General features: G+C 39.1%; 16 protein-coding genes. 12 read left to right on the top strand and 4 right to left on the bottom strand.

Annotated features, from left to right (window positions below):
- Positions 1–76 precede the first annotated feature (76 nt).
- Both FLEMA_RS0116450 and FLEMA_RS0116440 read left to right on the top strand, forming a co-directional pair.
- On the top strand, positions 77–1,195 hold the full coding sequence (locus FLEMA_RS0116450) for a glycoside hydrolase family 88/105 protein (protein WP_026997742.1): 1,119 nt from the start codon (positions 77–79) through the stop codon (positions 1,193–1,195).
- Between the two features lie 160 nt (positions 1,196–1,355).
- Positions 1,356–2,135: a rhamnogalacturonan acetylesterase gene (locus FLEMA_RS0116440; protein ID WP_044171515.1), complete on the top strand. Its 780-nt coding sequence runs from the start codon at positions 1,356–1,358 to the stop codon at positions 2,133–2,135.
- A gap of 239 nt (positions 2,136–2,374) precedes the next feature.
- Here the strand turns inward: FLEMA_RS0116440 and FLEMA_RS68760 are convergent, their stop codons facing one another.
- On the bottom strand, positions 2,375–4,606 hold the full coding sequence (locus tag FLEMA_RS68760) for a sodium-translocating pyrophosphatase (protein WP_081681313.1): 2,232 nt from the start codon (positions 4,604–4,606) through the stop codon (positions 2,375–2,377).
- Positions 4,607–5,001: 395 nt separating this feature from the next.
- Here FLEMA_RS68760 and FLEMA_RS0116380 point away from each other — a divergent pair, with 395 nt between their 5' ends.
- A complete protein-coding gene (locus FLEMA_RS0116380; RefSeq protein ID WP_026997741.1) occupies positions 5,002–7,512 on the top strand; it encodes a PIG-L family deacetylase in 2,511 nt (836 codons plus the stop codon).
- A 148-nt stretch (positions 7,513–7,660) separates the two neighbouring features.
- Here FLEMA_RS0116380 and FLEMA_RS68755 read toward each other — a convergent pair whose 3' ends face one another.
- Both FLEMA_RS68755 and FLEMA_RS68750 read right to left on the bottom strand, forming a co-directional pair.
- Positions 7,661–10,291, bottom strand: a complete 2,631-nt coding sequence (locus FLEMA_RS68755) for a DUF5686 and carboxypeptidase regulatory-like domain-containing protein (RefSeq protein ID WP_081681312.1) — start codon at positions 10,289–10,291, stop codon at positions 7,661–7,663.
- A 421-nt stretch (positions 10,292–10,712) separates the two neighbouring features.
- Entirely contained in the window at positions 10,713–11,504 is a 792-nt protein-coding gene (locus FLEMA_RS68750; protein ID WP_044174665.1) for an alpha/beta hydrolase, read from the bottom strand.
- Positions 11,505–11,767: 263 nt separating this feature from the next.
- On the opposite strand from FLEMA_RS68750, the gene FLEMA_RS0116265 reads away from it, so the two are divergent.
- The 7 genes from FLEMA_RS0116265 (at position 11,768) to FLEMA_RS0116185 (ending at position 20,401) form a co-directional block, all read left to right on the top strand.
- Positions 11,768–13,072: a hypothetical protein gene (locus tag FLEMA_RS0116265; protein ID WP_026995755.1), complete on the top strand. Its 1,305-nt coding sequence runs from the start codon at positions 11,768–11,770 to the stop codon at positions 13,070–13,072.
- A gap of 261 nt (positions 13,073–13,333) precedes the next feature.
- Positions 13,334–14,038, top strand: coding sequence for an esterase family protein (locus FLEMA_RS0116250; RefSeq protein WP_026997740.1), 705 nt, complete (start codon positions 13,334–13,336; stop codon positions 14,036–14,038).
- Positions 14,039–14,253: 215 nt separating this feature from the next.
- Positions 14,254–15,240: an ATP-grasp domain-containing protein gene (locus FLEMA_RS68740; protein ID WP_044171506.1), complete on the top strand. Its 987-nt coding sequence runs from the start codon at positions 14,254–14,256 to the stop codon at positions 15,238–15,240.
- A gap of 233 nt (positions 15,241–15,473) precedes the next feature.
- Positions 15,474–16,574: a carboxylate-amine ligase gene (locus FLEMA_RS0116220; protein WP_026995754.1), complete on the top strand. Its 1,101-nt coding sequence runs from the start codon at positions 15,474–15,476 to the stop codon at positions 16,572–16,574.
- Positions 16,575–16,761: 187 nt separating this feature from the next.
- Positions 16,762–17,613: a type 1 glutamine amidotransferase gene (locus tag FLEMA_RS0116210; protein ID WP_026997739.1), complete on the top strand. Its 852-nt coding sequence runs from the start codon at positions 16,762–16,764 to the stop codon at positions 17,611–17,613.
- A gap of 66 nt (positions 17,614–17,679) precedes the next feature.
- Positions 17,680–18,876 (top strand): hypothetical protein, encoded by a 1,197-nt coding sequence (locus FLEMA_RS0116200; RefSeq protein ID WP_026995753.1) that lies wholly within the window; start codon positions 17,680–17,682, stop codon positions 18,874–18,876.
- Between the two features lie 325 nt (positions 18,877–19,201).
- A complete protein-coding gene (locus tag FLEMA_RS0116185) occupies positions 19,202–20,401 on the top strand; it encodes an aspartate aminotransferase family protein (protein ID WP_026997738.1) in 1,200 nt (399 codons plus the stop codon).
- 87 nt (positions 20,402–20,488) lie between these two features.
- Here the strand turns inward: FLEMA_RS0116185 and FLEMA_RS68730 are convergent, their stop codons facing one another.
- Positions 20,489–21,361: a helix-turn-helix domain-containing protein gene (locus FLEMA_RS68730; protein WP_044171499.1), complete on the bottom strand. Its 873-nt coding sequence runs from the start codon at positions 21,359–21,361 to the stop codon at positions 20,489–20,491.
- 298 nt (positions 21,362–21,659) lie between these two features.
- Here FLEMA_RS68730 and FLEMA_RS0116145 point away from each other — a divergent pair, with 298 nt between their 5' ends.
- Positions 21,660–24,716, top strand: coding sequence for a SusC/RagA family TonB-linked outer membrane protein (locus FLEMA_RS0116145; RefSeq protein WP_026995750.1), 3,057 nt, complete (start codon positions 21,660–21,662; stop codon positions 24,714–24,716).
- A 64-nt stretch (positions 24,717–24,780) separates the two neighbouring features.
- A complete protein-coding gene (locus tag FLEMA_RS0116140) occupies positions 24,781–26,385 on the top strand; it encodes a RagB/SusD family nutrient uptake outer membrane protein (protein WP_026997737.1) in 1,605 nt (534 codons plus the stop codon).
- Positions 26,386–26,402 lie beyond the last annotated feature (17 nt).

The raw sequence follows: 26,402 nt of genomic DNA, 5'->3' as shown, positions 1-26,402 counted from the left end.
CACCAATTCTATATCCTCCAAGCATTTGTTCTGTTATTGGAGCAAATTTTAGCTAGTATTCACAACCATATAGCAAATGAAAAAAGTAGCATTATTGATTTGTATGGCATTGAGTATGCCTTCGTGGGCTCAAAAAAAGCCTTCCAAAAAGGAAATTATCAAGGTGATGCAAGTTGCCAATGATTATTTTATGCAAAAATGGCCTGATACAGGCAAACCCATTGTTACCAACAAAACTCGCCCTAGTAATATCTGGACTCGTGCCGTATATTATGAAGGACTAATGGAATTGTATAAAGTAGACCCTCAAAAACGCTATTATGATTATGCTGTTTCGTGGGGCGAAAACCACAAATGGGGACTTCGGTCGGGTATTAAAACGCATAATGCCGACGACCAATGTTGTGGACAAACGTACATTGATTTGTATCTGATCGACCGTAATGAAGAGCGTATTCATGATATTAAGGCTTCTATGGACAGCCTGGTACTAAACCCCAATTGCTCGTACTGGACATGGATAGATGCCTTGCAGATGGCAATGCCTGTGTTTGCCAAATTAGGTGTTTTGTACAAAGACGACCGCTATTATGAGAAAATGTATCAAATGTACAACCATACCAAAACGATTGAAGGAGGAGGGCTATTTAATCCTGAAGACGGCCTTTGGTGGCGAGATAAAGATTTTGTGCCTCCTTATAAAGAACCCAATGGACAAGATTGTTATTGGTCGAGAGGAAACGGTTGGATTGTGGCGGCTTTGGTACGAGTTTTAGAAATTATGCCCCAGAATGCTCCTCATCGCAGCGAATACGAACAAATGTTTAAAACCATGACCAAAGCACTTGTTCCTTTACAAAGAACCGACGGATTTTGGAATGTAAGCCTCCACGACCCTAATAATTTTGGGGGGAAAGAAATGACAGGTACGGCTTTATTTACCTATGGAATGGCTTGGGGGATAAACCACGGGTATTTGGATGCAAAAACGTATAAACCCATTATCCAAAAAGCTTGGGATGCCATGGTAAAAGAGTCAGTACAACCAACAGGCTTTTTGGGCTGGGTACAAGGTACAGGTAAAGAACCCAAAGATGGCCAACCATTGGCTATCGACAAAATTCCTGATTTTGAAGATTATGGCTTGGGTTGTTTCTTACTGGCAGGGGCAGAATTAACCCGAATAAAAAAGTAAAATTGACTACGAACATACCATTGTTGCCTCTTTATACAAGCAACATTTTGCAATAATAGTTTGAATTAAACAGTTGATTAGGGGAGATTTGGGTCAAGTTCCTTACACATAATCGGTAAGGAACTTCCTTTTTGCTCATACCAAAATGATACAATACTTTATGAAAAAGACCTATTTATTATTCTTTATGGCCTTAATGGCCTTCTCGTTTACGCTCTTTAAAAAAGACAAACCTACTATTTTTATCATTGGTGATTCTACTGTACGTAACGGTTCGGGCAAAGGCAGCGATGGTCTTTGGGGTTGGGGAAGTTTTATGGATCAGCATTTTGATACCACCCAAATCAGTGTCGAAAACCATGCTATTGGTGGTCGTAGCAGCCGTACCTTTCTTACTGAAGGGCGTTGGGACAAGATTATGGCAAAACTCAAAAAAGGCGATTATGTAATTATGCAATTTGGCCACAACGATGGTGGAGCTATCAACGATACCTCACGTGCCAGAGGCTCAATCAAAGGTATTGGCGACGACATACAGGAAATTGATAATATGCTAACCAAAAAACACGAAATAGTACATTCTTATGGCTGGTATATGCGAAAGTACGTAAAAGAAGCTCAGGAAAAGGGAGCTACGCCAATCATCTGCTCGCTTGTACCTCGCAATGTTTGGAAAGAAGGAAAAGTAGAACGAGCCACTCAAAGCTATGCCTTATGGGCTAAGCAAATTGCAGAAGAGACAGGAGCGTATTTTATCGACTTAAACGAAGTAATATCGCAGAAATATGAAGCATTAGGACAAGATGAAGTGAAAAAGTTTTTCCCAACCGACCACACACATCCCAACTACAAAGGCTCACAACTAACAGCTTCGATTGTTGTTGAGCAAATTCAAGGACTCAAAAAGTGCAAGTTGAAAAAATTTGTTCAGGCCAAATAATCAGTTTATTATCCTTTGTACATGGAGTAAATACCTCAAAGTATGAGGCAAAATACTTAGTTTAATTTTTATCTTAAAAAAATGATAGCCTCAGAGTAAACTTATAATTAGAGAGAATTTTGGGCAGACATTGTTGATAGTGCCTAATTTTAAGGAGTAACAAAATTTATTTGCCAGTCTATACACATTCCTTAGCAAACAAATAAGTTTGCTAAGGAATGTAAAATTTTAATCAAACATTATTTTTTTACTTTTCCTTCAAGATTCTTTACAGAATCTGAAACAGGCATTTCTGTTGCTAATTGAGGGGTGAGTGTCTCCACAGTAGGAATAGGCTCTTTGACTGTAACGTCCGATGTAACAGCGATATACGGAGCAATAACCAACGAAACAATCGACATTAGTTTGATAAGAATATTCATAGAAGGGCCAGAGGTATCTTTGAATGGGTCACCTACCGTATCGCCTGTAACCGAAGCCTTATGAGGTTCTGATTTTTTATAAAATGTTTCTCCATTAATAACCACTCCTTTTTCAAAGGACTTTTTGGCATTATCCCAAGCACCACCAGCATTTGACTGGAACATGCCCATTAAAACACCCGAAACTGTTACGCCAGCCAGCATACCACCAAGCACTTCTGGCCCAAAAGTAAAGCCAACCACCACGGGCGAAATCAAAGCAATAGCCCCCGGCAAAATCATTTGACGAATAGAAGCCTCTGTCGAGATAGCCACACATTTTTCATATTCAGGTTCGGCTTTATATTCCATAATTCCTGGAATTTCACGGAATTGACGACGTACCTCATTGACCATCTCCATAGCAGCTTTTCCTACTGCCGAAATACACAAAGCACTGAAAATAAAAGGAATCATACCGCCTACAAACAAGCCTGCCAGTACATCGGCTTTATAAATATCTATGGCCTTGATACCTGCAATACCCACAAATGCTGCAAACAATGCCAGCGAAGTAAGTGCCGCCGAAGCAATAGCAAATCCTTTTCCAGTAGCGGCAGTGGTATTTCCAACGGCATCCAAATTGTCGGTGCGGCCACGAACTTCAGGAGGAAGTTGCGACATTTCGGCAATACCGCCAGCGTTATCAGCAATAGGGCCAAAGGCATCAATGGCTAATTGCATAGCCGTTGTGGCCATCATACCCGCCGCTGCAATAGACACACCGTAAAGTCCCGCAAATTTGTATGACAAAATAATCCCTGCTGCTAGAACCAAAATAGGCAATACCGTCGACTCCATGCCTACGGCTAACCCCCCGATAATATTGGTAGCATGCCCAGTGCCTGACTTTTCGATAATAGAAAGAACAGGACGCTTACCCATTGCGGTATAATATTCGGTAATAGCCGACATAAGTGCCCCTACTACCAAGCCTACTATAATAGCATAGAAAACACCATTCGACGAAAATTCAAATCCTCGTAAATTTAGGGTTTCGGGAAGAATATGTTTTACCAAAAAATATGAAGTAATAAAGGTAATAATGATAGACATCCAGTTACCAAGATTCAGGGCATTTTGTACTGAAGCCTCTTCGCTTTTGATGCGTACAAAAAAGGTCGAAACCAACGAAGCCAATAAGCCAACACCTGCAATCAGCATAGGAAGCAACACTGGCGAAAACCCTCCAAAATTATCAATCACATCTATTTCTTGTCCCAGTACCATTGTTGCCAGAATCGTAGCCACATACGAGCCAAACAAATCGGCTCCCATACCCGCTACATCGCCCACGTTATCGCCTACGTTATCGGCAATAGTGGCGGGGTTTCTGACATCATCTTCAGGAATACCCGCTTCTACTTTTCCAACCAAATCAGCACCAACATCAGCGGCTTTGGTATAAATACCACCTCCAACACGAGCAAATAAGGCAATAGACTCAGCTCCTAATGAAAAACCTGCTAATACTTCGATAGCTTTTTTCATCTCTACTGAAGTAAGCCCTTGTCCTTCAGCAAAAAGGTGATAAAAAATAATAAAAAGACCACCCAACCCCAATACTGCCAAGCCTGCTACCCCCATGCCCATTACCGAGCCACCAGTAAATGATACCTCCAGGGCTTTGGCTAACGATGTCCGAGCTGCCTGTGCTGTACGAACGTTGGCTTTGGTAGCTATTTTCATACCTACATAACCAGCCGTTGCCGAAAAAATAGCCCCAATCAGAAAAGCTAATGCAATAACTGGAGAGGAGTGAATAGGACGCTCGACTGTGCCTTCATCAGAGCCTAACCAAAACAATAAGACTGCCGTAGGAATAGCAAAATAGGCGAGAATTTTCCACTCAGCTTTCAAAAATGCAATTGCTCCGTCAGCAATATAACCTGAGAGTTTTTGCATATTGGCATCGCCTGCGGGCTGACTAGATACCCAGTTGAAACGCCAAAATGTGTAAAGTAATCCAATAACACCAAAAGCGGGTACTAAATAGATAATATCATTCATGTGGGTTAAATAGTTTGGTTGGATAAATAGTTGAGATATTGATTATTACAAAATGGATTCTCGTTTTAGTTAAAGCTAAAATTAAAAAAATACCATTTGTACAAATATACTTTTTGTGTTGGTATAAAAAAATTATTCCAATATTTTATTGGACAAAATTGATTTTTATCTCTTCTCCCAAACCTACAATGGGTATTGTATAACAATAGCTGATATATCGTTATTTACCTTTTAATAACAAGGGTTTATCGGTTGTTGATTACTTTTGGGCTAATATTGGGATATAGCTCAAAAAAACCGCTTATTTTTCCTATTAAAACACAAATTCAATTGGTTTTTACACAAGCATTTTACACGTATTTTAACTAATTGATTAAATATTCTCAATTCATTATATGTTACAACTTACAAGAACACTATTGGTATGGGTTGGTATTTGTGCCTTGGGTATTGTATCGGCAAAGGCTCAGCCTGTCAAGCCAATGCCTACTGGCGACATTTTGCTCAACTTAAAAAAACTCAATGTACTAGGCTCGGCCTTGTATATAGCAGCTCACCCCGACGACGAAAACACCATTATGCTATCGTGGCTGGCCAAAGAGCGTAAAGTACGTACTTCGTATTTGTCTATTACCCGTGGCGATGGAGGGCAAAACCTTATAGGCTCGGAACAGGCCGAATTGATGGGGTTGATTCGGTCACAAGAGCTACTTGCTGCTCGTGCTATAGACGGCCCCGAACAGTATTTTACTCGTGCAAATGATTTTGGGTTTTCTAAAAATACAGAAGAAACACTAGAGGTTTGGGGCAAACAAGCCGTTTTGTCGGATGTAGTTTGGCGAATCAGAAATTTACGCCCTGATATTATTATTTGTCGTTTTCCGCCAGATGCTCGTGCAGGGCATGGTAATCACTCGGCTTCGGCGGTACTAGCTGAAGAGGCTTTTCACGCTGCTGCCGACCCTTCACAGTTTCCTGAACAATTGAAGTTTGTAAAACCTTGGCAGGCCAAAAGGGTAGTGTGGAATACCTTTAATTTTGGTACGGTATCGCAAACGCAGAAGCCTGCTGAAAAAGACTTTATTCAAGTAGATATTGGCGTATATAACCCATTGTTGGGAAAATCCTATAATGAAATTGCTGCCGAAAGCCGTTCTCAACACAAGTCGCAGGGTTTTGGTGTACCTCGTGGGCGTGGAGCTCGCCCTGAGTACTTGGTGCATAAATTTGGTGAAAAAGCGATACAGGATGCTTTCGATGGTGTAGATATTTCTTGGAGTAGGGTAAAAGGGGGCGAGGCTATTCAGGCTATTATCAACGAGGCTATTCAGCAATTTAAGCCCGAAACACCCGAAACAATTGTGCCTATTTTGGTAAAGGCTTATCAAAAACTAGAAACCCTAGACGATGAGTATTGGAAAGCACAGAAAAAGAAAGAACTTGAAAACTTAATTGTAGCCTGTACGGGGCTTTATTTTGAAGCTAATCCTAATGAATATGCTGCCGTAGGAGGGGAAAACGTCAATATCGCCGCTACTTTTATTAAACGCAGTAATCAGGCAATTGTATTGGAGAAAATCAAAATGGTAGGTTTGGGGAAAGATACCACACTGAATCAAAATCTGGGAAATAATGAACTCAATCGAATTAATTTTTCTGTTATTATTCCTCAGAATCAGCCACTCACTCAGCCTTATTGGTTAGCCGAGAAAAAAATGGGTAAAGGGATGTATACTGTCAATGACCAACAGTTGATTGGATTACCCGAAAAGCCTGCCGATTTGCAAGCTCAATTTACCTTTAATATTGCAGGACAAAAAATCACATGGGCGAGTCCTATCATTTATAAATATACCGACGAAGTTCGTGGCGAGTTGTATCGTACATTCGAGATTCGCCCTGAAGTAGCAGCTAATATTGCCGATAAAGTATATGTATTTGCTGATAATCAGCCCAAAACGGTAGAGGTTACACTAAAAGCCAATAAAGCCGATGCCAAAGGAAGTATTGCCCTTGAAGTACCCAAAGGCTGGCGAGTAGACCCCACCACTACGATTTTTCAGTTTTCTAATAAATACCAAGAACAAAAAGTTACTTTCAAGGTATTTCCAACCGATATTACCAACATTGGGGCTTTGGAAGGAACAATGAAAGCGGTTGTTCAAACAAGCAATGGCGTATCGGACAAAGGTATGCTAACAGTAGCATACGACCATATTCCGCCTCAAACCCTATTCCCAACGGCCGAAGCCAAGCTTGTGAAATTAGATATTAAGAAAAAGGGAACACAAATTGGATATATTTTGGGGGCAGGCGATGAAGTTCCTGCCGCATTGCGTCAAATTGGCTATAAAGTAACTATGCTTGGCGACAAAGAGCTAGACGATGATTTGAGTAAGTACGATGCCATTGTAATAGGGGTACGAGCCTACAATACAGAAGCTCATTTGAAGTTGTATCAGAAAAAGCTGATGGAGTATGTTCAAAACGGAGGAAACGTTGTAGTGCAATATCAGGTAAATAATAATCTTCAGAAAATAGATGGAGGAATGGGCCCTTACGAATTCAAATTATCACGCGAACGAGTTACCGTAGAAGAAGCCGAAGTACGATTTTTGAAGCCCAACCATCCTTTATTAAATACACCTAACAAAATTACTTCAAAGGATTTTGAAGGGTGGATTCAGGAAAGGGGGCTATATTTCTCGAATGAATGGGATGCTAAATATGAAACTGTGATTTCTTCAAATGACCCCAACGAAAAGCCTTTAGATGGTGGATTGTTGTATACCAAATATGGCAAAGGACATTATGTATTTACAGGATATGCCTTCTTTCGTCAATTACCTGCGGGGGTTTCTGGAGCATTTAGGTTATTTGCCAATTTGATTTCGGTAGGCAAATAAGGAAAAGCATTGAGTTCCGAATGTGTATTTGTAGAATTAAAGGGTTTGTATTGAACATCTTTCCTATTAGCTAGCGACTTTGTTTGCTAGCTAATAGGAAAAACCTGATTTAGAGCATCGGTAAAATCAATTTAAGCTCTTAATCACATTATCTATTAAACTTCACACGCAAAACCGTTGCGTCGTATTTGCCATTCATAAAGTTGCTTACAACTTCCAAGCCCAAGAATTTGCCGATTCCCGAAATACCATAACCTACTTCTACATAATTGAGCTTTTGATTAGCCACGTGCAAATAGTTAGCAAAAACAGATTCTTTGATACCATATAATCCTAATACATTGATTTTGCTTAACAACAACGTTCTAAAGTCTTGTTGGGCGTGTGCTTGAAAATAATTTCCTGTAGTACTAAATTGATAATAGCTAAGGTTACGGAAAGAATTGAAAAGCTCGTCACGTCTAAAGAAAATCTGATTGCCATTAAAATGCTTGTAATCGGTAATATAGGTTGGTTTGTCGATAAATCCACCTCCAGAAAGAAACAAATGCAAGTCGCCTATTTTTTTCAAATCAAATACCTGTTCATATTCTGCTTCGAGGCGATGAAATTTATTGCTTTCCGAAAGCCCCATTCTATTTTTGATTCTAAAAATAGGATTTCTATAATTAGAAATGTACTCTCGTCCATTAAATTTAGAGGTTTTGGCAAATGGCCTAATCGTTAAGCCTACATTCCAGATAACACTATTATGTTGTTGAAAATTAGCATTATTGGCTTCTGCAATTGCTGGAGTATTGCTTTCAAAAACACGGTCTTTTACATCTATCCACGATTTGAAGTTGGAAAGATTCTCAAGTGGACTTCTTTCCGACCATTCTATATCAGTAAGAGCCGTCAGTTTGGCCGAAAGTTGATGCCTGAATTCAGCATTGACAAACGTTTTTTCATAAACCTTCATAAAATTTTGTTCCCAAAGCAAGGTATATAATAAATTTCCAAAAGGAGTAATAGGCTGTTGCTCGTTGAATTGGTACACAAATCGTCCTGATTTGAAACGATACTGCGTATAGTTTTTGATATAATTCCATTCAACTGTGCCATTGAGGCGTTGACGACCCAACGAATAACGGGCATCTGCTCCAATTTCCATGCGACTAAGTAACTTATTGCGTTGGGTATAGCGGATATTGGCATCTAAATAATAGCCCTCAACAGCATTGGCAAAGCTTCCAAAAGGAGGAATATTGTTGGTCAATGGCGAGTTATAACTGAGTGTACGCTGATAACCAAACAAAATATCTCGTTTACCATAATTATAATATTTGCCTGTAAGAATATGCGACAACTTAAACTTAGGTAAATTTCGGATAGAGTCCTTTTTGTTTTTATCTTCATTCACTTTATTGAGGCTATCGGCTTGCTGATAACCTTTTACCTCAAAATCGGTAAGAGGAACTTGGCGTTCGGTATTCCAAAAATCATTGCTTCGTTTTTTGGAAAGAGAATCAACCTCTAAGCTATAATCACGAACAATGGTTATGTCTTCATTTTGGGCTTTTCTTTCTTTTTTATCTTCTTTCTCAAAATCTTTTAATACCTTTTTGAGCTGTTTGCGAGTCAGTTGTTGCTGTTTTAGAGCCAAACTTTTATCGACTCCTTGTTTTTTCAACTCTTTTGCTTCGGCTTTATCAATTTTTTCATCAATTACCACAGGTTGTTGGTGGTATTTTGGGTTTACATTTACAGCATAGTTTCGGACATTGGTTACGTAGCGGCCTTCGGCTTCTATGCCCAAAACTGATACCGAAAACCCAGCATCAAAATATACAGGCATCCAAACATCTTTGAAGGGCGAAAAAAGTTGTTTGAGGGTGTAATCGCCATTTTCATCCTTGTAGCGGAGGTCGAGGCTATGAATAGCCCATGAGTCTTCAATAATATTGATTGTTCCCGAAAAAACATCTTCTCCCGACGATTTAGGCGTAATCCGAATTTTATTGACCTGTACACCACGGTCTTCAAACATTCCTTCGTAGCTAAAGCGATAATACGCCAAAGCCGAAGGCGACAGTGGCGAAATCATAGGGCCAATTTTAGGAGCGTAAAAATTGGTGCGGGCAAAAGTAATGAGGTTGCCACTGTTAGATTGAAGTTGAGGAGGAAAATTGCTTCGGTTTGAAATAATTTTTTCTTTGATAACATTGGGCTGAGCAAACGCAATATCATTGATAGATTCCAGAATATAGGTTTGTCCGATTTTAAGACCAGTTTCTTTTTCAATTTTTTTGCCAGCCAACAGCTTTACTATGCCTGTTACATCCTTGATTTTACCAGTACCTTTTACGTAAGTACGTGCCGAATAACTGCTAATTTCGAGAATATGGAATCTGGACATTGAAATAGCCTTTCGCATAATGGTGTAGGCGGGGTCTTCTTTTTGTGCCGAAAATTTGATTTCATTTAGGCTAATCGACTGTTCTTCCAAGCTGACATTTATGGTCAGATAATCGTCCTTTACTTCTATGTTTTTTTCTAAGGTTTTATGGCTTAGGTACTGAAATACAAGTGTGTAATTGCCTGAAGGAAGCGAAAGTTCATATTGACCATCTTCGTTGGCCATAGTTCCTTTAGATGCCCCTTTTACCAAGATAGAAGCAAAGGAAAGAGCTTCACCTTTGCTATTTTTAATAGAGCCTTTTACACCCGAATCGGCCAAGGTAGTTAATGAAATAAGCAGAAAGCATGATAAAGTAAAATAGTAACGGAATAAAATCATAGGTTGAGTGAGCTTTAAATGTGGGAGGTTTTGTGATTTGTAGATGCAAGAAAGGATAAAAAGGTTGTTTCACGATAATTTATTATGTGAAAAAATGTTAAAATGAAGAAAAAAACGTATTTGACAAAAATCTTCGTAGAGATAGCCTTCTTCAGTTAGTGATTGTGATTGAGTGATTATTTTGAAAAAAAGAAGCTATTTGGGGAACTCAAAATATTGAGCTGCCGTTTCACTAAATCACTAAATCACTAAATCACTAAATCACTAAATCACTAAATCACTAAATCACTAAATCACTAAATCACTAAATCACTAAATCACTAAATCACTAAATCACTCAATCACTCAATCACTAAATCACTAAATCACTAAATCACTAAATCACTAAATCACTAAATCACTAAATCACTAAATCACTAAATCACTCACTGCCAAAAGCCCATTTCAGGAAATGAGGCATCGCCTTTCCCCATGTGTGAGGATTATGCTCGCCGCCAGCCACTTCATGATAATGAACGTCATTGTGGTGGTATCCCTTTGCTTTTAAAGCCGCTATTAGGTCGAGGGTATCGTCAATAGCATCAATAACACCATTGTTATTTCTATCGTCTTTTTCATCGTTTGTACCAGCCTGAAACCAGAATTTAAGTCCATGCTTGTACAAGCCCGCCTTTACTAATTTATGAATAATACGGTCATGTTCGTCGGTATATCCATCTTCCTCAGCTTTTTGTCGCCACCACAAAGCCCCCGAAAAAACCCCTGTTTTGGCAAAAACCTGTGCATTATGCCACACAATATCGAATGCTGAAAGGCCACCTAACGAAAACCCCGCAAAAACCCTAGCCTCCGAGCTGCGTTGAATAGCATAGTGGTGTTCTAAATAGGGAATTAATTCATTGATAACAAATAAGGCATGCAAGCCTGCTCTATTTCCTCGATTTTTGTAGTCGGCTTGTGCTGCTGTACCATATTCGTTAATACGGTTATCGTTGGCGTGAATACCCACTGTCAAAAAAGCTTTTGTATGATGATGAGCCAACAGTGAATCAATCGTAGGCTGAAGGTGTAATGCAGGAAAATCTTGCCCATCATTGCACAACAATAGTTCCATTGAATGCCCGACTTTATTAGGTATAATGAGACTAAGCTGTACTTGTCGTTGGAGATAATGAGAGTAAATACTGTCTTCTTTAAATGTGGTTATTTGCACGTTTTTCTTTTTTTGTTGTGAGAAGCTAGTTGTAAAAGAAAATAAAATTAAGATGAATTGAAAATAAAATTTCATAAAAATGGAGTTTTACACTTTTCAGAATAATGCTTAAACGCAATATTTTTTGCTAATAACACAAGAGAAATTTGAGAAATTAGAGATTTGTTTTTAAATATTACTATATTTAATGTAAATTTTTCTTTAAAAATAGGCTCAAATACTGATTCTGTAAAGTAAATAGAAAGAACTAACATCAACAAATTATGCATACCAACAGACAAAGTTTAGTACTTATTGTATTTTTTTTGAGTACCGTATTTTACTTGATAGGATGTCAGCAGACCGAACGGATACCGCATTTTAAGCTGCTCAAGGCCGAAAAAATCAAGTTTAATTCTTTTGTTGACTGCAATATGGCGGAGGTCTGGATTGGCGATACCTTTAGGATTTTTCCGGGGAAGTACGGCGAAGACCCACTTTGGGGATATTCAAAAAATTTAAAGTTTGCTAGTGGCAAAAATGCTGAAGAGGTTTTTAAAAGTACAGCCCAAGATTTTCATGACCCTCTTATGCCTCCCAATGTACCCGTAGGGCAGGTAGGTTTGCATGGAGCAGTGTGGTTTGAAACGGTATTTCAAAGCCCCCAAGACTCATCTGGCAAAACTCTTTTTGCAGTATATCATAACGAAAATTACCCTGCTACATTACCTTATAACCCGTCGACAGGTGAAGGATATAAAAATGAAAAGTGGCCACAAGGACTAACGGGTGAAACTAGCCCAGCCGCTGTTTGTAGAATTGGTATCATGAAGTCGATAGATGGAGGAAGAAGTTGGGCAAACAAAGGGATTTTTATTGAAGACCTCAACGCCCGTATGATTTTGAAACCCCACAATACTTCCAACACTTTTGCAGGAGGTGTTGGCGACCCTTCGGCAGTAGCTAGTGGCGATTACCTTTATTTGTTTTATGGAGAATATGGGTATCCTGCCGATTACAACGAAAAAACCTATAATACCCAAACCGAGTGGGCTGGCCAGTGTATTAGCGTAGCACGAATAGCCCTACAAGACCTCGACAATCCTGTTGGTAAGGCCAAACGCTGGGATGGCACGGGTTTTACAATACCTTACAATGGCATAGGAAAACCCATTCAGTCTTTGCAAATACCCATCTCACAAAAAGGCGGTGCGGCTTCATCACCAACAGCAGGGTATCATTGGGGGCCTTCTGTAAGTTGGAATACCTATTTGAATTGTTGGGTTATGATGATGGCTAAGTCGGAAGGGAAATCGTGGCAGGGAAGCAAAGTATATATATCATTCAATAAAAATAAAGATTTGAGCCAAGCCCTCAATACACAGGAGTGGAGCAGCCCTCAACTGGTATTTGAAAAACCTGGGTATATTTTATGGTATCCGTCGTTGCAGCCCTTAAATACACCTGAAGATATTCGGGCAAAAAACACGTGTTTGAGGCTAGGGAAAAAAGCCAGATTTTTTGTTAAAAGAATTAAACCAGGCGACGATGAATATGCGTCTGAACATATTATCGAGTTTGAGCAATAGTTAAAGCCCGTCAGCCCGTAAAAGTTAAGAGCAGTTTTGAGGATATTCATTTTTGTATTTTGAGCAATAGCGAAACTTTATCGCCGTAATTATTTTGAAAACAAAAAACAATGCCTATTTTTAAAGAAAAATAAGTAGACGTTTTTTCATCAATTCATTATAAACCCTATATAACTGCTCCGAAATACAACTGAATGCCTCCGATTTTAGACAGATACTTGTCTGCGTTTTTTATTAGTTTTCACAAAATCCATTAACCTTATGCAAGAACGTTATATCAAGTACTATTCTCACCACTTGGGGGCCGATAATGAGATGCTGATTTATGGCCATTGGGGATATCCCGTAATTGTGTTTCCTACCACTATGGGGCGTTATTATGAAGCCAAAGATTTTAAGCTGATAGATTCTGCCAAAAGCTTGATAGATGGGGGAAAAGTTAAAATTTACTGCCCCGATAGTATCGATCGCTATTCATGGTACGGCAAGCATCTACATCCATCCGAACGCATCCAAAACCATATATACTACGATAACTACCTCAACGATGAGCTTATTCCTGCTATTCAACGAGAATGTGGCGTAGCCAAAGTGGCAGTAGCAGGCTGTAGTTTTGGTGGTTTTCATGCGGCTAATTTTGCCTTTCGCCATCCCGAAAAAGTATCTCATTTGTTTACAATGGGAGCTGCTTTTGATATACGCTCATTTATGGATGGCTTTTACAACGATAACGTTTTTTACAACAACCCACCCGACTATTTGCCCAATCTTAATAATCCTAATCTTTGGCAAATGAATATTGTATTGGGTACTTGTAATGCCGATTTCTGTAAACCCTCAAACGAACGCCTTTCGGGAATTTTGGCTAGCAAAGGTATTAGCCATTGGCTCGATATTCGCTGGCATGGTACACACGATTGGCCGATTTGGCGAGAAATGTTTCCTGAATATTTAAGTAGAATATAGTTATTAACCAATCCATTATCACACAATAATTATGAGAAGTTGGTAGTGTAAGTAAGAGTTGGAACGTTTCAGCTATCGGATATTTGATTTTGGGAAAATAAAACGATTTCAATGTTATTCTGAAATAAAAAATCCCTAACCTGATGTAATATCTCAACTTTCGTACGCTTCTCATTGTAAGTAGGTGGTATAAATCTTAATTTAATAGAGTTACTATGAAAAAAATTGGTATCCTTCATGGAATGGAAAGCACTTTTCCAGAGGCATTTGTAGAAAGAGTGAACCAGATTGCTCCAAAAGGAATCATTGCTGAAAGAGCAATTATTGATAAAGTGGTACAAGGGGAGTCGTCGGGGTATGATGTGTTGATTGACCGTATTTCGCAGGATGTTCCTTTTTATAGAGCTATGCTCAAAAATACGGCAATGGTAGGTACAGCTGTTATCAATAACCCTTTTTGGTGGAGTGCCGATGAAAAGTTTTTTAACAATGCCCTTGCTGTAAATGTGGGTGTACCAGTCCCCAAAACGGTTATTTTGCCATCAAAAGTACGTCCAGACGACACTTCCGATACGTCGTTCCGAAATCTCAAGTTCCCGATGCCTTGGGGCGATGTTTTTGACTATATAGGATTTCCTGCCTATATGAAACCACACTCGGGTGGAGGTTGGAAAAATGTCTATAAAGTAAGAAATCCTGATGAATTATTTAATGCCTACGACGAAACTGGTCAATTAGTAATGCTTCTTCAGGAGGAAATTCTTTTTACTGATTATTTTAGATGCTACTGTATTGGTGGAAAAGACGTGAGAATAATGCCTTACGAGCCTCGTAACCCACATCATTTGCGATATGATGCTCAATTACCTACTGGGCCAGCCGCTAAAAAGCTGCTTGCTACCGTAAAAGAATATGTTTTGTTGCTGAACAAAGCTTTAGGATACGACTTCAATACTGTAGAGTTTGCTGTACGTGACGGTGTCCCTTATGCAATTGATTTTTGTAACCCTGCTCCTGATGCCGATGTTAATTCGGTTGGACAAGAAAATTTCGATTGGGTGGTTGAAACCGCAGCCAAGTTTGCAATAGATCGTGCCAAAAAGCATAAACCTGGCAAGGACAACCTTACTTGGGGTACATTTGTGCAGTCGTCGGTAGTAGGTGCCGATAGAAGTTCTATTGCAACATTTGGGAAAAAATAATCCTGTATATCATCATTTGTGGGTGAGTAGTTTTGTAATGAATGTATTGATTATCAGGTTTTTATTGATATGTAAAAGTATTGAAATTACACAAATGCAAAGGTAATTCATCTTACAATTACCCATTCACTAATAATCCTGTACGAAAGGTTGAATGTTATTGCAGACTTCGGAATATCTCCAATCTTTCGTATAGCTAAACAGTAGTCCAAGCCTTTAATCATTAAACCAATATGCCTTTATTTACACTAGGAATTGAAGAAGAATTTCAGACAATCGACCCTGTTACTAGAGATTTGCGTTCGCACATGAGTAAAATTGTGGAAGGCGGTAAAATATCGTTGCAAGAAAGAGTAAAGGCCGAAATGCACCAAGCTGTAGTGGAGGTTGGTACGAATATTTGTTACAATATCCAGCAAGCAAGAGAAGAGGTCATCTTTTTAAGAAAACATATTATTGAACTTGCCGATGCCCAAAATCTACAAGTAGCCGCTGCGGGTACGCATCCTTTTGCCGATTGGCAAGACCAACTCATTACCGACAACCCACGATACGATGCCCTCATCGACGAAATGCGTGATGTTGCCAGAGGAAATCTTATTTTTGGTTTGCACGTACACGTAGGTATCGAAAACCGTAATCAGGGGTTACAAATCTTGAATGCTGTGCGATATTTTTTACCCCATATTTACGCCTTATCTACCAATTCACCATTTTGGTGTGGGCGTAACACAGGCTTTAAGTCGTATCGCTCAAAGGTTTTTGATAAGTTTCCTCGTACAGGTATTCCCGAATTTTTTAGTTCGGCAAGCGAATACGACGATTATGTGAATTTGTTAGTAAAAACCAACTGTATCGACGACGGTAAAAAAATCTGGTGGGATATTCGCTTGCACCCCTATTTCGATACCATCGAATTTAGAATTTGTGATATACCAATGCGTGCCGATGAAACGATTTGCCTGGCGGCATTGATGCAGGCTTTGGTTGCCAAAATATATAAATTGCTCAAACAAAACCTCAATTTTAGAAGCTACCGCCGTGTACTTATCAACGAAAACAAATGGCGTGCGGCTCGTTATGGTATTCAGGGCAAGCTTATCGACTTTGGTAAGCAAGAAGAAGTGCCTTATCGAAATTTGTGCGATGAACTGTTAGACTTTGTAGATGACGTTCTCGACGACCTAGGAAGTCGACAGGAAGTAGAGTATATCAAACAAATCCTAGATCATGGTACTGGTGCCGACCGACAATTGGCGGTGTTCGAGCAAACACAAGATTTGAAAAAAGTCGTAGATTATATCGTAGAAGAAACCAAGCAGGGCATATTTTAGGAAAGAAATAAGATACAATATGATTTTGTCGCTCGTTTATCAGGATGATTCCTCAAATTATGGAATTGTTAAAATTTAACAAAGTTTTGATAATCAAAATGCCTAATTTTGTACCTTAAACGATTTGTTAAGTGTTTGGCAATAAAAAGATTATCAAGGTTATTGTCTGTTAAATTTTGTATGAGTGATGAAAGAAAGACCACTTCGTATTGCGATTTTAGATATGTATAACAACGTTCCAAATGAAGGAATGCGTTGTATTTTGAATTTACTGAAAAGCTTTGAAGAACACGAGCATATTGCAATAGATTATCAAATTTTTAATGTAAGAGCCGAAAATACTGTTCCTGATTTAACCTACGATATTTATATTTCTACAGGTGGGCCGGGTAGTCCGTTGCCTTCCGACGAACCTTGGGAAAAGCCCTATTTCGATTTTATCGACGCTGTGTTTGCTCATAATATTTCCGATGTAGTCCTGAAAGGACAAGCTAGTCGAAAATACATGTTTTTGATATGTCATTCTTTCCAATTGGTGTCGCGTTATTTGGGCATAGGAACAGTTTCTAAACGTAGAAGTACTTCTTTTGGCGTATTTCCTGTACATCGGATTGAGGCTTCGGGTTCAGAACCTTATTTTGAAGGCTTGCCCGAGCCATTTTATGTTGTCGACTCTAGGGATTATCAGTTGGTACGTCCCAACTTAAAGAGGATTAAGTCGTTGGGAATTAGTATTTTGCGATTAGAAAAAGAACGCCCACACGTTAACTTAGAGCGAGCTATCATGGCGATTCGCTTTTCTGATGAAGTGTTTGGGACACAGTTTCATCCCGAGGCCGACGGTGAAGGTATGTTGCGTTATTTGCAAACAGACGAAAAGCGTCATGCAGTCGTAAAATCGCATGGGTTGGCAAAATATAATAGTATGGTTGAGCATCTGGCCGACCCCGATAAAATTATGCTGACCGAATCGGTAATTATTCCCCGATTTTTGAAAAATGCAGCTAATGCTATTTTACAAAATACAACGATTCAATAATCAACGGATGGCCCTGTCCGTTTCTCACTTTAGATTCGGATAGGGCCATCCGATTTGATTTGAATTATGCACTCCGAAGCAAGACTACAATATAATAGCTTTTTTACAGCCCCTAAATACCAAGCGTTTTTAGCATCTATTCAAGCAGAGTATCCCGATTCTTTGGATTTTAGAGTGGCCGAAACACCCGTTTTTGTACCTCAAGCTTTTCGGAATAAACTCCTCAATGCTTGCGAAAGTATTGTGGAGGTACTCACCAACGAGCAGTTTAGACAACTTACCGAAAAAGCAATTCCTGTTTATCAGAATGTTCCAAACGAAAACGACCATACTTCATTTTTGGCGATAGATTTTGCTGTTTGCCAAAATGACCAAGGCGAGCTAGAGCCTCAATTGATTGAATTACAGGGCTTTCCTTCTCTTTTTGGATTTCAATATTATCTTTCTCAGCAATTTCAACAACATTTTCCTATACCCGAGCATTTTGATTTTTTGTTCAATAACCTTAGCCGAGCAGATTATCTTGCTCAGCTCAAAGCATTGATTATTGGCCAAGAAGACCCTAAAAATGTGATTTTACTAGAAATTTACCCAGAAATTCAGAAAACACGAATAGATTTTGCTGTAACAGAAAAATTGTTGGGTGTAAAAGCCGTATGCCTAACTCGTATCAAAAAAGAAGGACGAACTCTTTTTTATGAGGAAGCAGGCGAGAAAATAATTATCAAAAGGATTTATAATAGATTGATATTTGATGACTTAGCCAGTTTTCCAGACCTTACTACAGAGTTTACTTTTACCGACGATGTGGATGTAGAATGGGTAGGGCATCCTAATTGGTTTTTTAGAATTAGTAAGTATATCTTGCCACTGCTCAAGAGTCCTTATATTCCCGAGAGTCGTTATTTGAGCGATTTTGCAGGTGATTTTCCCGCAGATTTGCATAATTATGTACTAAAACCCTTGTTTTCATTTGCAGGAAGTGGCGTAATTATCAATGTAACAAAGGCCGATTTAGAAGCTATCGACAAACCAGAAGAATATATTTTACAACGAAAAGTGAATTATGTGCCTGTCATAGAAACTACTGATGGAAGTAAGGTAAAATGCGAAATTCGATTGTTGTATGTTTGGCATAAAAACGAACCGAAGCCGCTATTAATGACTAATCTGGCTCGGTTGTCGCGTGGCGAAATGATTGGAGTACGATACAACAAAGATTTTGATTGGGTAGGAGGAACGGTTTGTTTTATGGAAAAATAAGCAAATAATACTACGTGTATGGATCAAAGGGTTTTTGTATAACAGCCTATTGATGAGTATTTTAGCCTAACAGCGTTACACAATGTTTTTAAGGACTTTCACAAAGTGATTTTTATATTCTTTGTAGAATTCCGAACGAATATTGGGTAACGCTTTTTTGTCAATAAAATGTAATATTCTGCCGATTGTTAATCTTGTATGCGTAGTTTTGTCAATTATATCGTAAACATATTCACTTGTAGGATACATAAGCCAGAGCAATGCCTTTCGTTTAAAATGTTGTATTTTTGTAGCAAAATTCATCATAAAATAAAAGAAGATTTTGATTACGCAGAGAGAGTTATTCTTAAAGAATGTTGCCCAAACGTCTGATTTTCCCTTGGCGTTGGAAATAGAGCGTGCCGAAGGACTGTATTTGTACGGAAAAAATGGCAAGCCTTATATGGATTTGATTTCGGGAATTGGCGTTTCTAATGTTGGGCATAGGCATCCAAAGGTAGTTGAAGCTATCAAAAACCAAGTTGACAAGTACCTACACCTGATGGTTTATGGCGAATACGTGCAAACGCCCCAAGTACAATTGGCGGCAGCTTTGGCCGAAACCCTAAAAGCATCGGCAGGCGAACGAGCCCCTTTAGATAATGTTTATTTTACGAATTCGGGAACTGAAGCTATTGAAGGTGCAATGAAATTGGCCAAGCGATATACCAACAAACCCGAAATTATTTCGTGCTACAATGCTTATCATGGAGCTACACAAGGTGCATTGTCATTGTCGGGGAGCGAAAACTTTAAGCGCAATTTTAGGCCATTGTTGCCCATGATGCGTAATATCAGGCATGGTAATTTTGATGATATTACTCATATTACTACTCAAACGGCTGCGGTTATTATCGAGGTTATTGCAGGCGAGGCAGGAGTGCGTGTACCCGATAAAGCATATTTTAAAGCACTAAGGGCCAGATGTGACGAAACAGGTACGTTGCTGGTATTCGACGAGATTCAGTCGGGATTTGGAAGAACAGGTACTTTTTGGGCATTTGAACAATTTGGTGCTTATCCAGATATTCTTACTACAGCCAAAGGAATGGGAGGCGGTATGCCTATTGGAGCGTTCATTGCCAACCATGAGGTAATGGGAGTGTTTAAAAATAATCCGATTTTAGGACATATTACTACCTTCGGAGGGCATCCAGTGTCGGCGGCAGCTTCATTGGCTACTTTGCAGGTTATTCAGTCAGAAAAGCTATATGAATACGTAACTCCCAAAGCCGATTTGATTAAATCGTTATTGGTGCATCCAATTATCAGGGAAGTTCGTAACCAAGGATTGATGATGGCCGTAGAGTTTGAAAATTTTGACGTACTCAAACCAGTCATCGACCGTGCAATTGAAAAAGGCGTTATTACCGACTGGTTCTTGTTTTGTGATAATTCTATGCGAATAGCTCCACCGTTGATTATTTCCGACGAAGAAATTAGAAAAGCTTGTCAAATACTATTGGAAAGTATCGACGCTCTTTAAAATAATATATTGTCCTATTAGCAATTTGCTTGCTAATAGGACAATATCACTAAGCAAATAAACTGAAGTATGCTAGGTAAAAGTAGCCTAAATAAAAGTTCGAGTACCAGAAAAATCCTCTCTAAATTCTTTTGGAGTACAGCCATTACGGGCTTTGAAAATTCGATTAAAATATGACAAATTATTAAAACCCGTTTGATAGGATATTTCAGCAATCGTATGAGTAGTATCTATCAAAAGGCGAGAAGCGTGTCCTATTCTTATTTCGTTTAGGCTGTCGATAAAGGTTTTGCCAGTACGTTTTTTTATAAACCTACTAAAAGATACCTCGGTCATACCTACTAGCTTCGACATTTCTTCTAGGGTAATATTTTTATCATAATTAGCCTGCATGTATTCAAAAGCCTTTTCAATTCTTCTGCTATTGTATGAAAGCGATTCGTTAGAAAAAGAAGTGTTTGACAAGGTTCGCATATTTCTAGAAATCGACAAATCGTGCAAAATAGACATCAATTCCAAAACCGAATCAAAGCCGCTTTTTTGGTGCAAGTTTAGAAACCTTGGTTTAAGAGCCAGAGCCGTTTCGGGCGAAAACAAAATACCCTTTGCCGAACGCTCTAACAAAGCCCGAATAAAGCTTAATTGATTGCGTTTTAGGAATTTATCATCAAATAAATCACGGTGAAACTGAATGGTAACCTCCTTGATCTCCTCGCTCTGACACTGATGCGTAAACCAAGCATGAGGTAAGTTGCTACCCACCAATACCAGCTCTAAATCTTCGATAACATCGGTATGGTCGCCTACAATACGTTTTGCATTTTTGGCATTCATGATAAAGTTTAGTTCAAATTCTTCGTGGGTATGTAAAGGGAAATTAAATTCTTTTTTTACCCTAGAAAAGAATGTGAAGCAGTCACTTTGTGTTAGTGGTGTTATTTCACGTATAATTTTTGTCATAATATATGTTAAGATAGTTACTTTTTGGATAATACTTGTATTGTAAAGAGGATAAAAAAATATTAATAATAATATGATTTGTATTAGTGATTATTTGTCAAAAATACATAATATTTTGGATTTATCTTTTTGTAATGACCAAAATTTTTAAGTTTATATTAGAAAAAGCATATTCTGGAGTGATAATTTGTATAATAAATGTTATAAAAAGATAAAATAGTATTATGTGAGTACCCTGTTAAGTGTATAATTTTGTCTTGTTAAAATATCAATAAATTATACACAGATAATCATGAACATGAAAAAACTACTATTCTTTTGTTTTCTGTTTTTGAGTAGTATTATTACTACTTTGGCTCAGGGGCAAAAGACCGTCACAGGAAAAGTGACAGATGGTAACGGTGAGGCTCTACCAGGAGTAACAGTTAGGGTAAAGGAAACACAAGTAGGAACAGCTACCAATGTTCAAGGACAGTTTACCATCAAAGTTGCTGAAACCGCCAAAACATTAGTATTCTCTTCGGTGGGCTTTCAGTCAAAAGAAATAGCTATTGGTGGGCGTTCTACCATAGATGTAGCTTTGGCAAGCGACACCAAATCACTCGACGAAGTGGTAGTGGTGGGTTATGGTACTCAAAAGAAAAGCGATTTAACGGGTTCGGTAGCTACCGTAAAGTCTGAGCAGTTGGTTCAAGTGGCTACGCCCAATGTAGTACAAGCTTTGCAAGGACGTGTTGCTGGGGTAGATGTTTCTTCTGAGTCGGGTGAGCCTGGTGCTGGAGCTCGTATTCGTATTCGTGGGGTAGGTACTATCAACAACTCTGACCCATTATATGTAGTAGATGGTTTTCAAACAGGTGATATTTCATTTTTAGCTCCTGGCGATATCGAAACAATGGAGGTATTGAAAGATGCTTCGGCTACAGCTATTTATGGTTCGCGTGGAGCCAATGGCGTAGTGCTGATTACAACCAAAAGAGGTAAAAAATCTGAAAAAGCTCAGTTTACCTTCGATGCTTATTCGGGTGTACAAGATGCCGCTCGTAAAATCAAGATGTTGAATGCCTCTGAATATGCTACATTGCGTTTGGAAGCTTTTGCCAATGATGGTACTACTCTTCCTGCCGACAACAATATATTGAACCGTTTAACTTACGCCAAAGAGGGTGGTTTTAGGGGTACCGACTGGCAAAGTGAAGTGATGAGCTCGCAAGCTTTGATTAGCAATTATAGCTTAAATGTTTTGGGTGGTACAGAAAAAAGCCGTTATAGCCTAACAGGAACGATTTTCTCGCAAGATGGTTTGATTAAAAACTCAGGTATGAAAAAATACTTCTTACGTTTTAATAACGATTTGCAATTGGCCAAATGGTTGACTTCAGGAGTATCTATTGCTTTCTCAAGATTTGATAAAACCTATTATAACAGCGATTTATACTCTGGCGTATTGACAACAGCGTTAGCCGCAGACCCTATTACACCTGCTTGGGACAAAAATACCAACAACTGGGGACGTGCCGATATGTCTGCTACCAACAACCCTGCCCGATCGGTGGATGAATTAAAAAACAACAAAGGGTACGGTAGCCTAATCAATGGTAATATTTATGCAGAAGCTAAATTCTTGAAAGACTTTACTTTCCGTAGCCAATTGGGTATCAATTATAACAATACACATAACAAAAGCTATTCGCCTAAGTTTTTTATTGCAACCGACGAAGCACGCGATAGAAGCTCGTTGTGGGAACGCCGTGGCGAGTCGGCTCAGTGGGTGTTGTCTAACTATGCTACTTACAACAAAACTATCAAAGACCATTCATTTGGGGTAATGTTGGGTACTGAAGCTCAACAAAATCAATACAAAGATATGGAGGTTACGGCATACGACGTACCTAACGATGCCTCGCAGTTTTATTTGTCGGCTGCCAAAAATGCTAGCGAATACACTGTAAAAAGTAACCAATCGGACGAATCAATTTTGTCGTTTTTTGGTAGAGCCAACTACAACTACAAAAGCCGCTATTTATTAACAGCCACAATTCGTCGTGATGGTTCTTCTCGATTCTTGGGGGCTAATCGCTGGGGTACATTTCCGTCGTTTGCTTTTGGCTGGAACGTAACAGAAGAAGATTTTATGAAAGACATAACTGCCGTAAATAACCTAAAAGTACGTGCAGGATGGGGACAAGTAGGTAACCAAAACAGTGCAAGTAATTATGGCTATGTAACTACAATGCAGGGCAATAACCTTTATACCTTCAATGGACAAACTGTTGCAGGTTTTGCACCAGAGGTATCTAGCAACCCCGAATTGAAATGGGAAACTACCACAAGCTCAAATATTGGGGTAGATGCTTCGTTCTTAGAAAACAAACTTTCTTTGACGGCCGATTATTTTATCAAAACTACATCCGACATGATTGTAGCAGTACCTATTCCTATTTATGCAGGTATTGGGGCAGCTAATGTAAATGCAGGTAGCGTAGAAAATAAAGGGATTGAATTGGCACTTACTTACCGTAATCAAGTGGGTGATTTTAGATATGAAGTAACAGGTAACTTTACTAAAATTAACAACAAGGTAACGTCGTTGGGTGGCGGTGCTCCAATTGAATCTGGAAACGTTTCTAAAGTAGGTAATACGACTATTACTGAGGTAGGACAAGCTATTGCTACTTTTTATGGCCTTAAAACCGACGGAATTTTCCATACTGAAGAAGAATTAAAAGCTTATGTCAACAGCAAAGGTGAGCCAATTCAGCCAGAAGCTCGTGTAGGCGATGTGAAATTTGTGGATTTGAACAACGACGGCGCTATTGATGGCAAAGACCGTACCTATTTAGGTTCGGGAACACCTGATTTCTCGTATGGTATTACTACTAATTTTTCTTATAAAGGCTTCGACCTAAAACTTTTCTTCCAAGGTGTACAAGGTGCAGAAGTAGTAAATGCTTTGACATTTACTAACCAAAAAGGAAACTTAGGCGCAAATATGATTGCTGAACGCTTGAACCGTTGGACACCAACTAATACCAATACCAACGAGCCAAGAGTAACAGAAGCTGACCCTAACAACAACTACCGCTTTAGCGACCGATACGTAGAGGATGGTTCTTATTTCCGTTTCAAAAACGTAACAATAGGCTATACATTGCCCAATGCTCTTCTTTCTAAAATTGGGGTACGTACTACACGTGTATATGTGTCGGCCGATAACCTATTTACCTTCACCAAATACAAAGGTTATGACCCAGAGGTTGGTTCATACTATGGAAGTCCACTAGGATACGGTGTTGATGTAGGTACATATCCACCTGCTCGTACATTCCGTGTGGGTTTAAATCTTGGTTTTTAATTGAGCTAACTACTTAGCAGCAGCCAAAAATCAATTCTTTGTAAGATTATAACTATTTGTAAAAATGAGAAAAAGATATATAAAAGTTTGTCTATTAATAGCTTTAGGGCTTATTGGGCAAAGTTGTTCTGACTTTTTAGATAAAGAACCGCTAGGGAAAGAAACCGAAGAAACGTATTTTAACGACCCCAACAATGCCGTTTTAGCCGTAAATGCCATTTACGATGTAACAGGATGGGAAGAAGGCCCAGGATATAACAATAATGGCGTAGGGGCTAACCTTGAGTGGATGTACGGCGATGTGATGTCGGACGATGCCGAAAAAGGGAGTACTACCAACGACTTTCAAGCTTTACAAGAACTCAAAGACTGGACTGCCAACTCGGCCAATGATATAGCCAAAGGACTTTGGTCAAATGCCTTTGCTGGTATATATAGAGCCAACAACGTATTGAAAAACCTTGAAAAAGCCAATATTTCGGCCTCGCTAAAAGACCGACTTACAGGTGAAGCTACTTTCTTACGTGCTTATTTTTACTTTTACTTGGCTCGTGTATATGGTGGTGTGCCTTTGTTTACCGAACCCGTAAAGCCATCTGAATATACAACAACTAAACGTGCTACTTTGGGCGAAACATTCAAGTTTATTGAAGACGACCTCAAAAAAGCTGCTACTTTGTTGCCCGAAAAAAGCGAATATAGTCCAGCCGATTTAGGACGTGCTACCAAGGGTGCGGCTAACGCTTATTTGGCTCGCTTAATTGCATACGAGATTGGTACAGACAACACCGCAAAGCATACTTGGCAAGATGTATATGATGTAACCAGTACTATTATTGCTTCTGGACAATACAGTTTGACAGCTAACTATGCCGAAATTCAGGAAGATGAAGGCGAAAATAATGTAGAATCTATTTTTGAAATTCAAGAAGCTGAATCAACTAATTCATGGGGAGCTATCAAAATAGGTACATCAAGTAATATCTTCCAAAATAACCGTAGTACATGGGGATGGGGCTTCAACAACCCTACTACGTCGTTGGTAGCTGAATTTGAAAACGGCGACCCAAGAAAAGCCGTAACCGTTTATACAAAAGGCGATGTTGTGTTAGGTACTAAGGTGGAGGATATTCTTTATCCTTCTGGCAATATGACTAACTACCTCAATCGCAAGGCTGCTATTGTGAAGCCTTCCGAAGGAAAAGAGGCTGGCCAAAATATCCGTAAAATACGCTATGCCGATGTGATTCTTTTAAAAGCTGAGGCCGCCGCCAATACAGGAAAAGAACAAGAAGCTCGTGATTTGGTTAATCAGATTCGTACACGTGCCAAAAATGCTACCGCTCCAAAAGGCTCAAAAGAAGGTTCTATGACTTACGATGCCCTAGTGGTTTCTTCTGGAACTTTGCCATTGGTTGGTACTTCTGTTACAGGCAAAGCCTTGTTAGAGGCTATCTGGCATGAGCGACGTGTCGAATTTGGCATGGAAGCTCTTCGTTTCTGGGATTTGGTAAGAACAGGACGTTATTTAAGCGCATTGACAGCAACTCGTCGTGTGGCTTGCGAAAAACACACTATTAAAGATGGTGTTGTAAACCCTGTGCCTGTTTTGCCAATTCCATTGAACGAACAACAAAGCTGGGGGCTTGCCCAAAACCCTGGTTATTAATCAAATTTACTTTCTCC

It is taken from the genome of Flectobacillus major DSM 103, assembly GCF_000427405.1.
Taxonomy (GTDB): Bacteria; Bacteroidota; Bacteroidia; order Cytophagales; family Spirosomataceae; genus Flectobacillus; species Flectobacillus major.
The sequence above is the reverse complement of the archived record's forward strand: the minus strand, read 5'-3'. Positions and strand labels throughout refer to the sequence as shown.

What these genes read in the sequence shown, in the direction of transcription:
- FLEMA_RS0116450 (WP_026997742.1), top strand. Translation starts at nt 77, where the DNA reads ATGAAAAAAGTAGCATTATTGATTTGTATGGCATTGAGTATGCCTTCG.
- FLEMA_RS0116440 (WP_044171515.1), top strand. Translation starts at nt 1,356, where the DNA reads ATGAAAAAGACCTATTTATTATTCTTTATGGCCTTAATGGCCTTCTCG.
- FLEMA_RS68760 (WP_081681313.1), bottom strand. Translation starts at nt 4,606, where the DNA reads ATGAATGATATTATCTATTTAGTACCCGCTTTTGGTGTTATTGGATTA.
- FLEMA_RS0116380 (WP_026997741.1), top strand. Translation starts at nt 5,002, where the DNA reads ATGTTACAACTTACAAGAACACTATTGGTATGGGTTGGTATTTGTGCC.
- FLEMA_RS68755 (WP_081681312.1), bottom strand. Translation starts at nt 10,291, where the DNA reads ATGATTTTATTCCGTTACTATTTTACTTTATCATGCTTTCTGCTTATT.
- FLEMA_RS0116265 (WP_026995755.1), top strand. Translation starts at nt 11,768, where the DNA reads ATGCATACCAACAGACAAAGTTTAGTACTTATTGTATTTTTTTTGAGT.
- FLEMA_RS0116250 (WP_026997740.1), top strand. Translation starts at nt 13,334, where the DNA reads ATGCAAGAACGTTATATCAAGTACTATTCTCACCACTTGGGGGCCGAT.
- FLEMA_RS68740 (WP_044171506.1), top strand. Translation starts at nt 14,254, where the DNA reads ATGAAAAAAATTGGTATCCTTCATGGAATGGAAAGCACTTTTCCAGAG.
- FLEMA_RS0116220 (WP_026995754.1), top strand. Translation starts at nt 15,474, where the DNA reads ATGCCTTTATTTACACTAGGAATTGAAGAAGAATTTCAGACAATCGAC.
- FLEMA_RS0116210 (WP_026997739.1), top strand. Translation starts at nt 16,762, where the DNA reads ATGAAAGAAAGACCACTTCGTATTGCGATTTTAGATATGTATAACAAC.
- FLEMA_RS0116200 (WP_026995753.1), top strand. Translation starts at nt 17,680, where the DNA reads ATGCACTCCGAAGCAAGACTACAATATAATAGCTTTTTTACAGCCCCT.
- FLEMA_RS68730 (WP_044171499.1), bottom strand. Translation starts at nt 21,361, where the DNA reads ATGACAAAAATTATACGTGAAATAACACCACTAACACAAAGTGACTGC.
- FLEMA_RS0116145 (WP_026995750.1), top strand. Translation starts at nt 21,660, where the DNA reads ATGAAAAAACTACTATTCTTTTGTTTTCTGTTTTTGAGTAGTATTATT.
- FLEMA_RS0116140 (WP_026997737.1), top strand. Translation starts at nt 24,781, where the DNA reads ATGAGAAAAAGATATATAAAAGTTTGTCTATTAATAGCTTTAGGGCTT.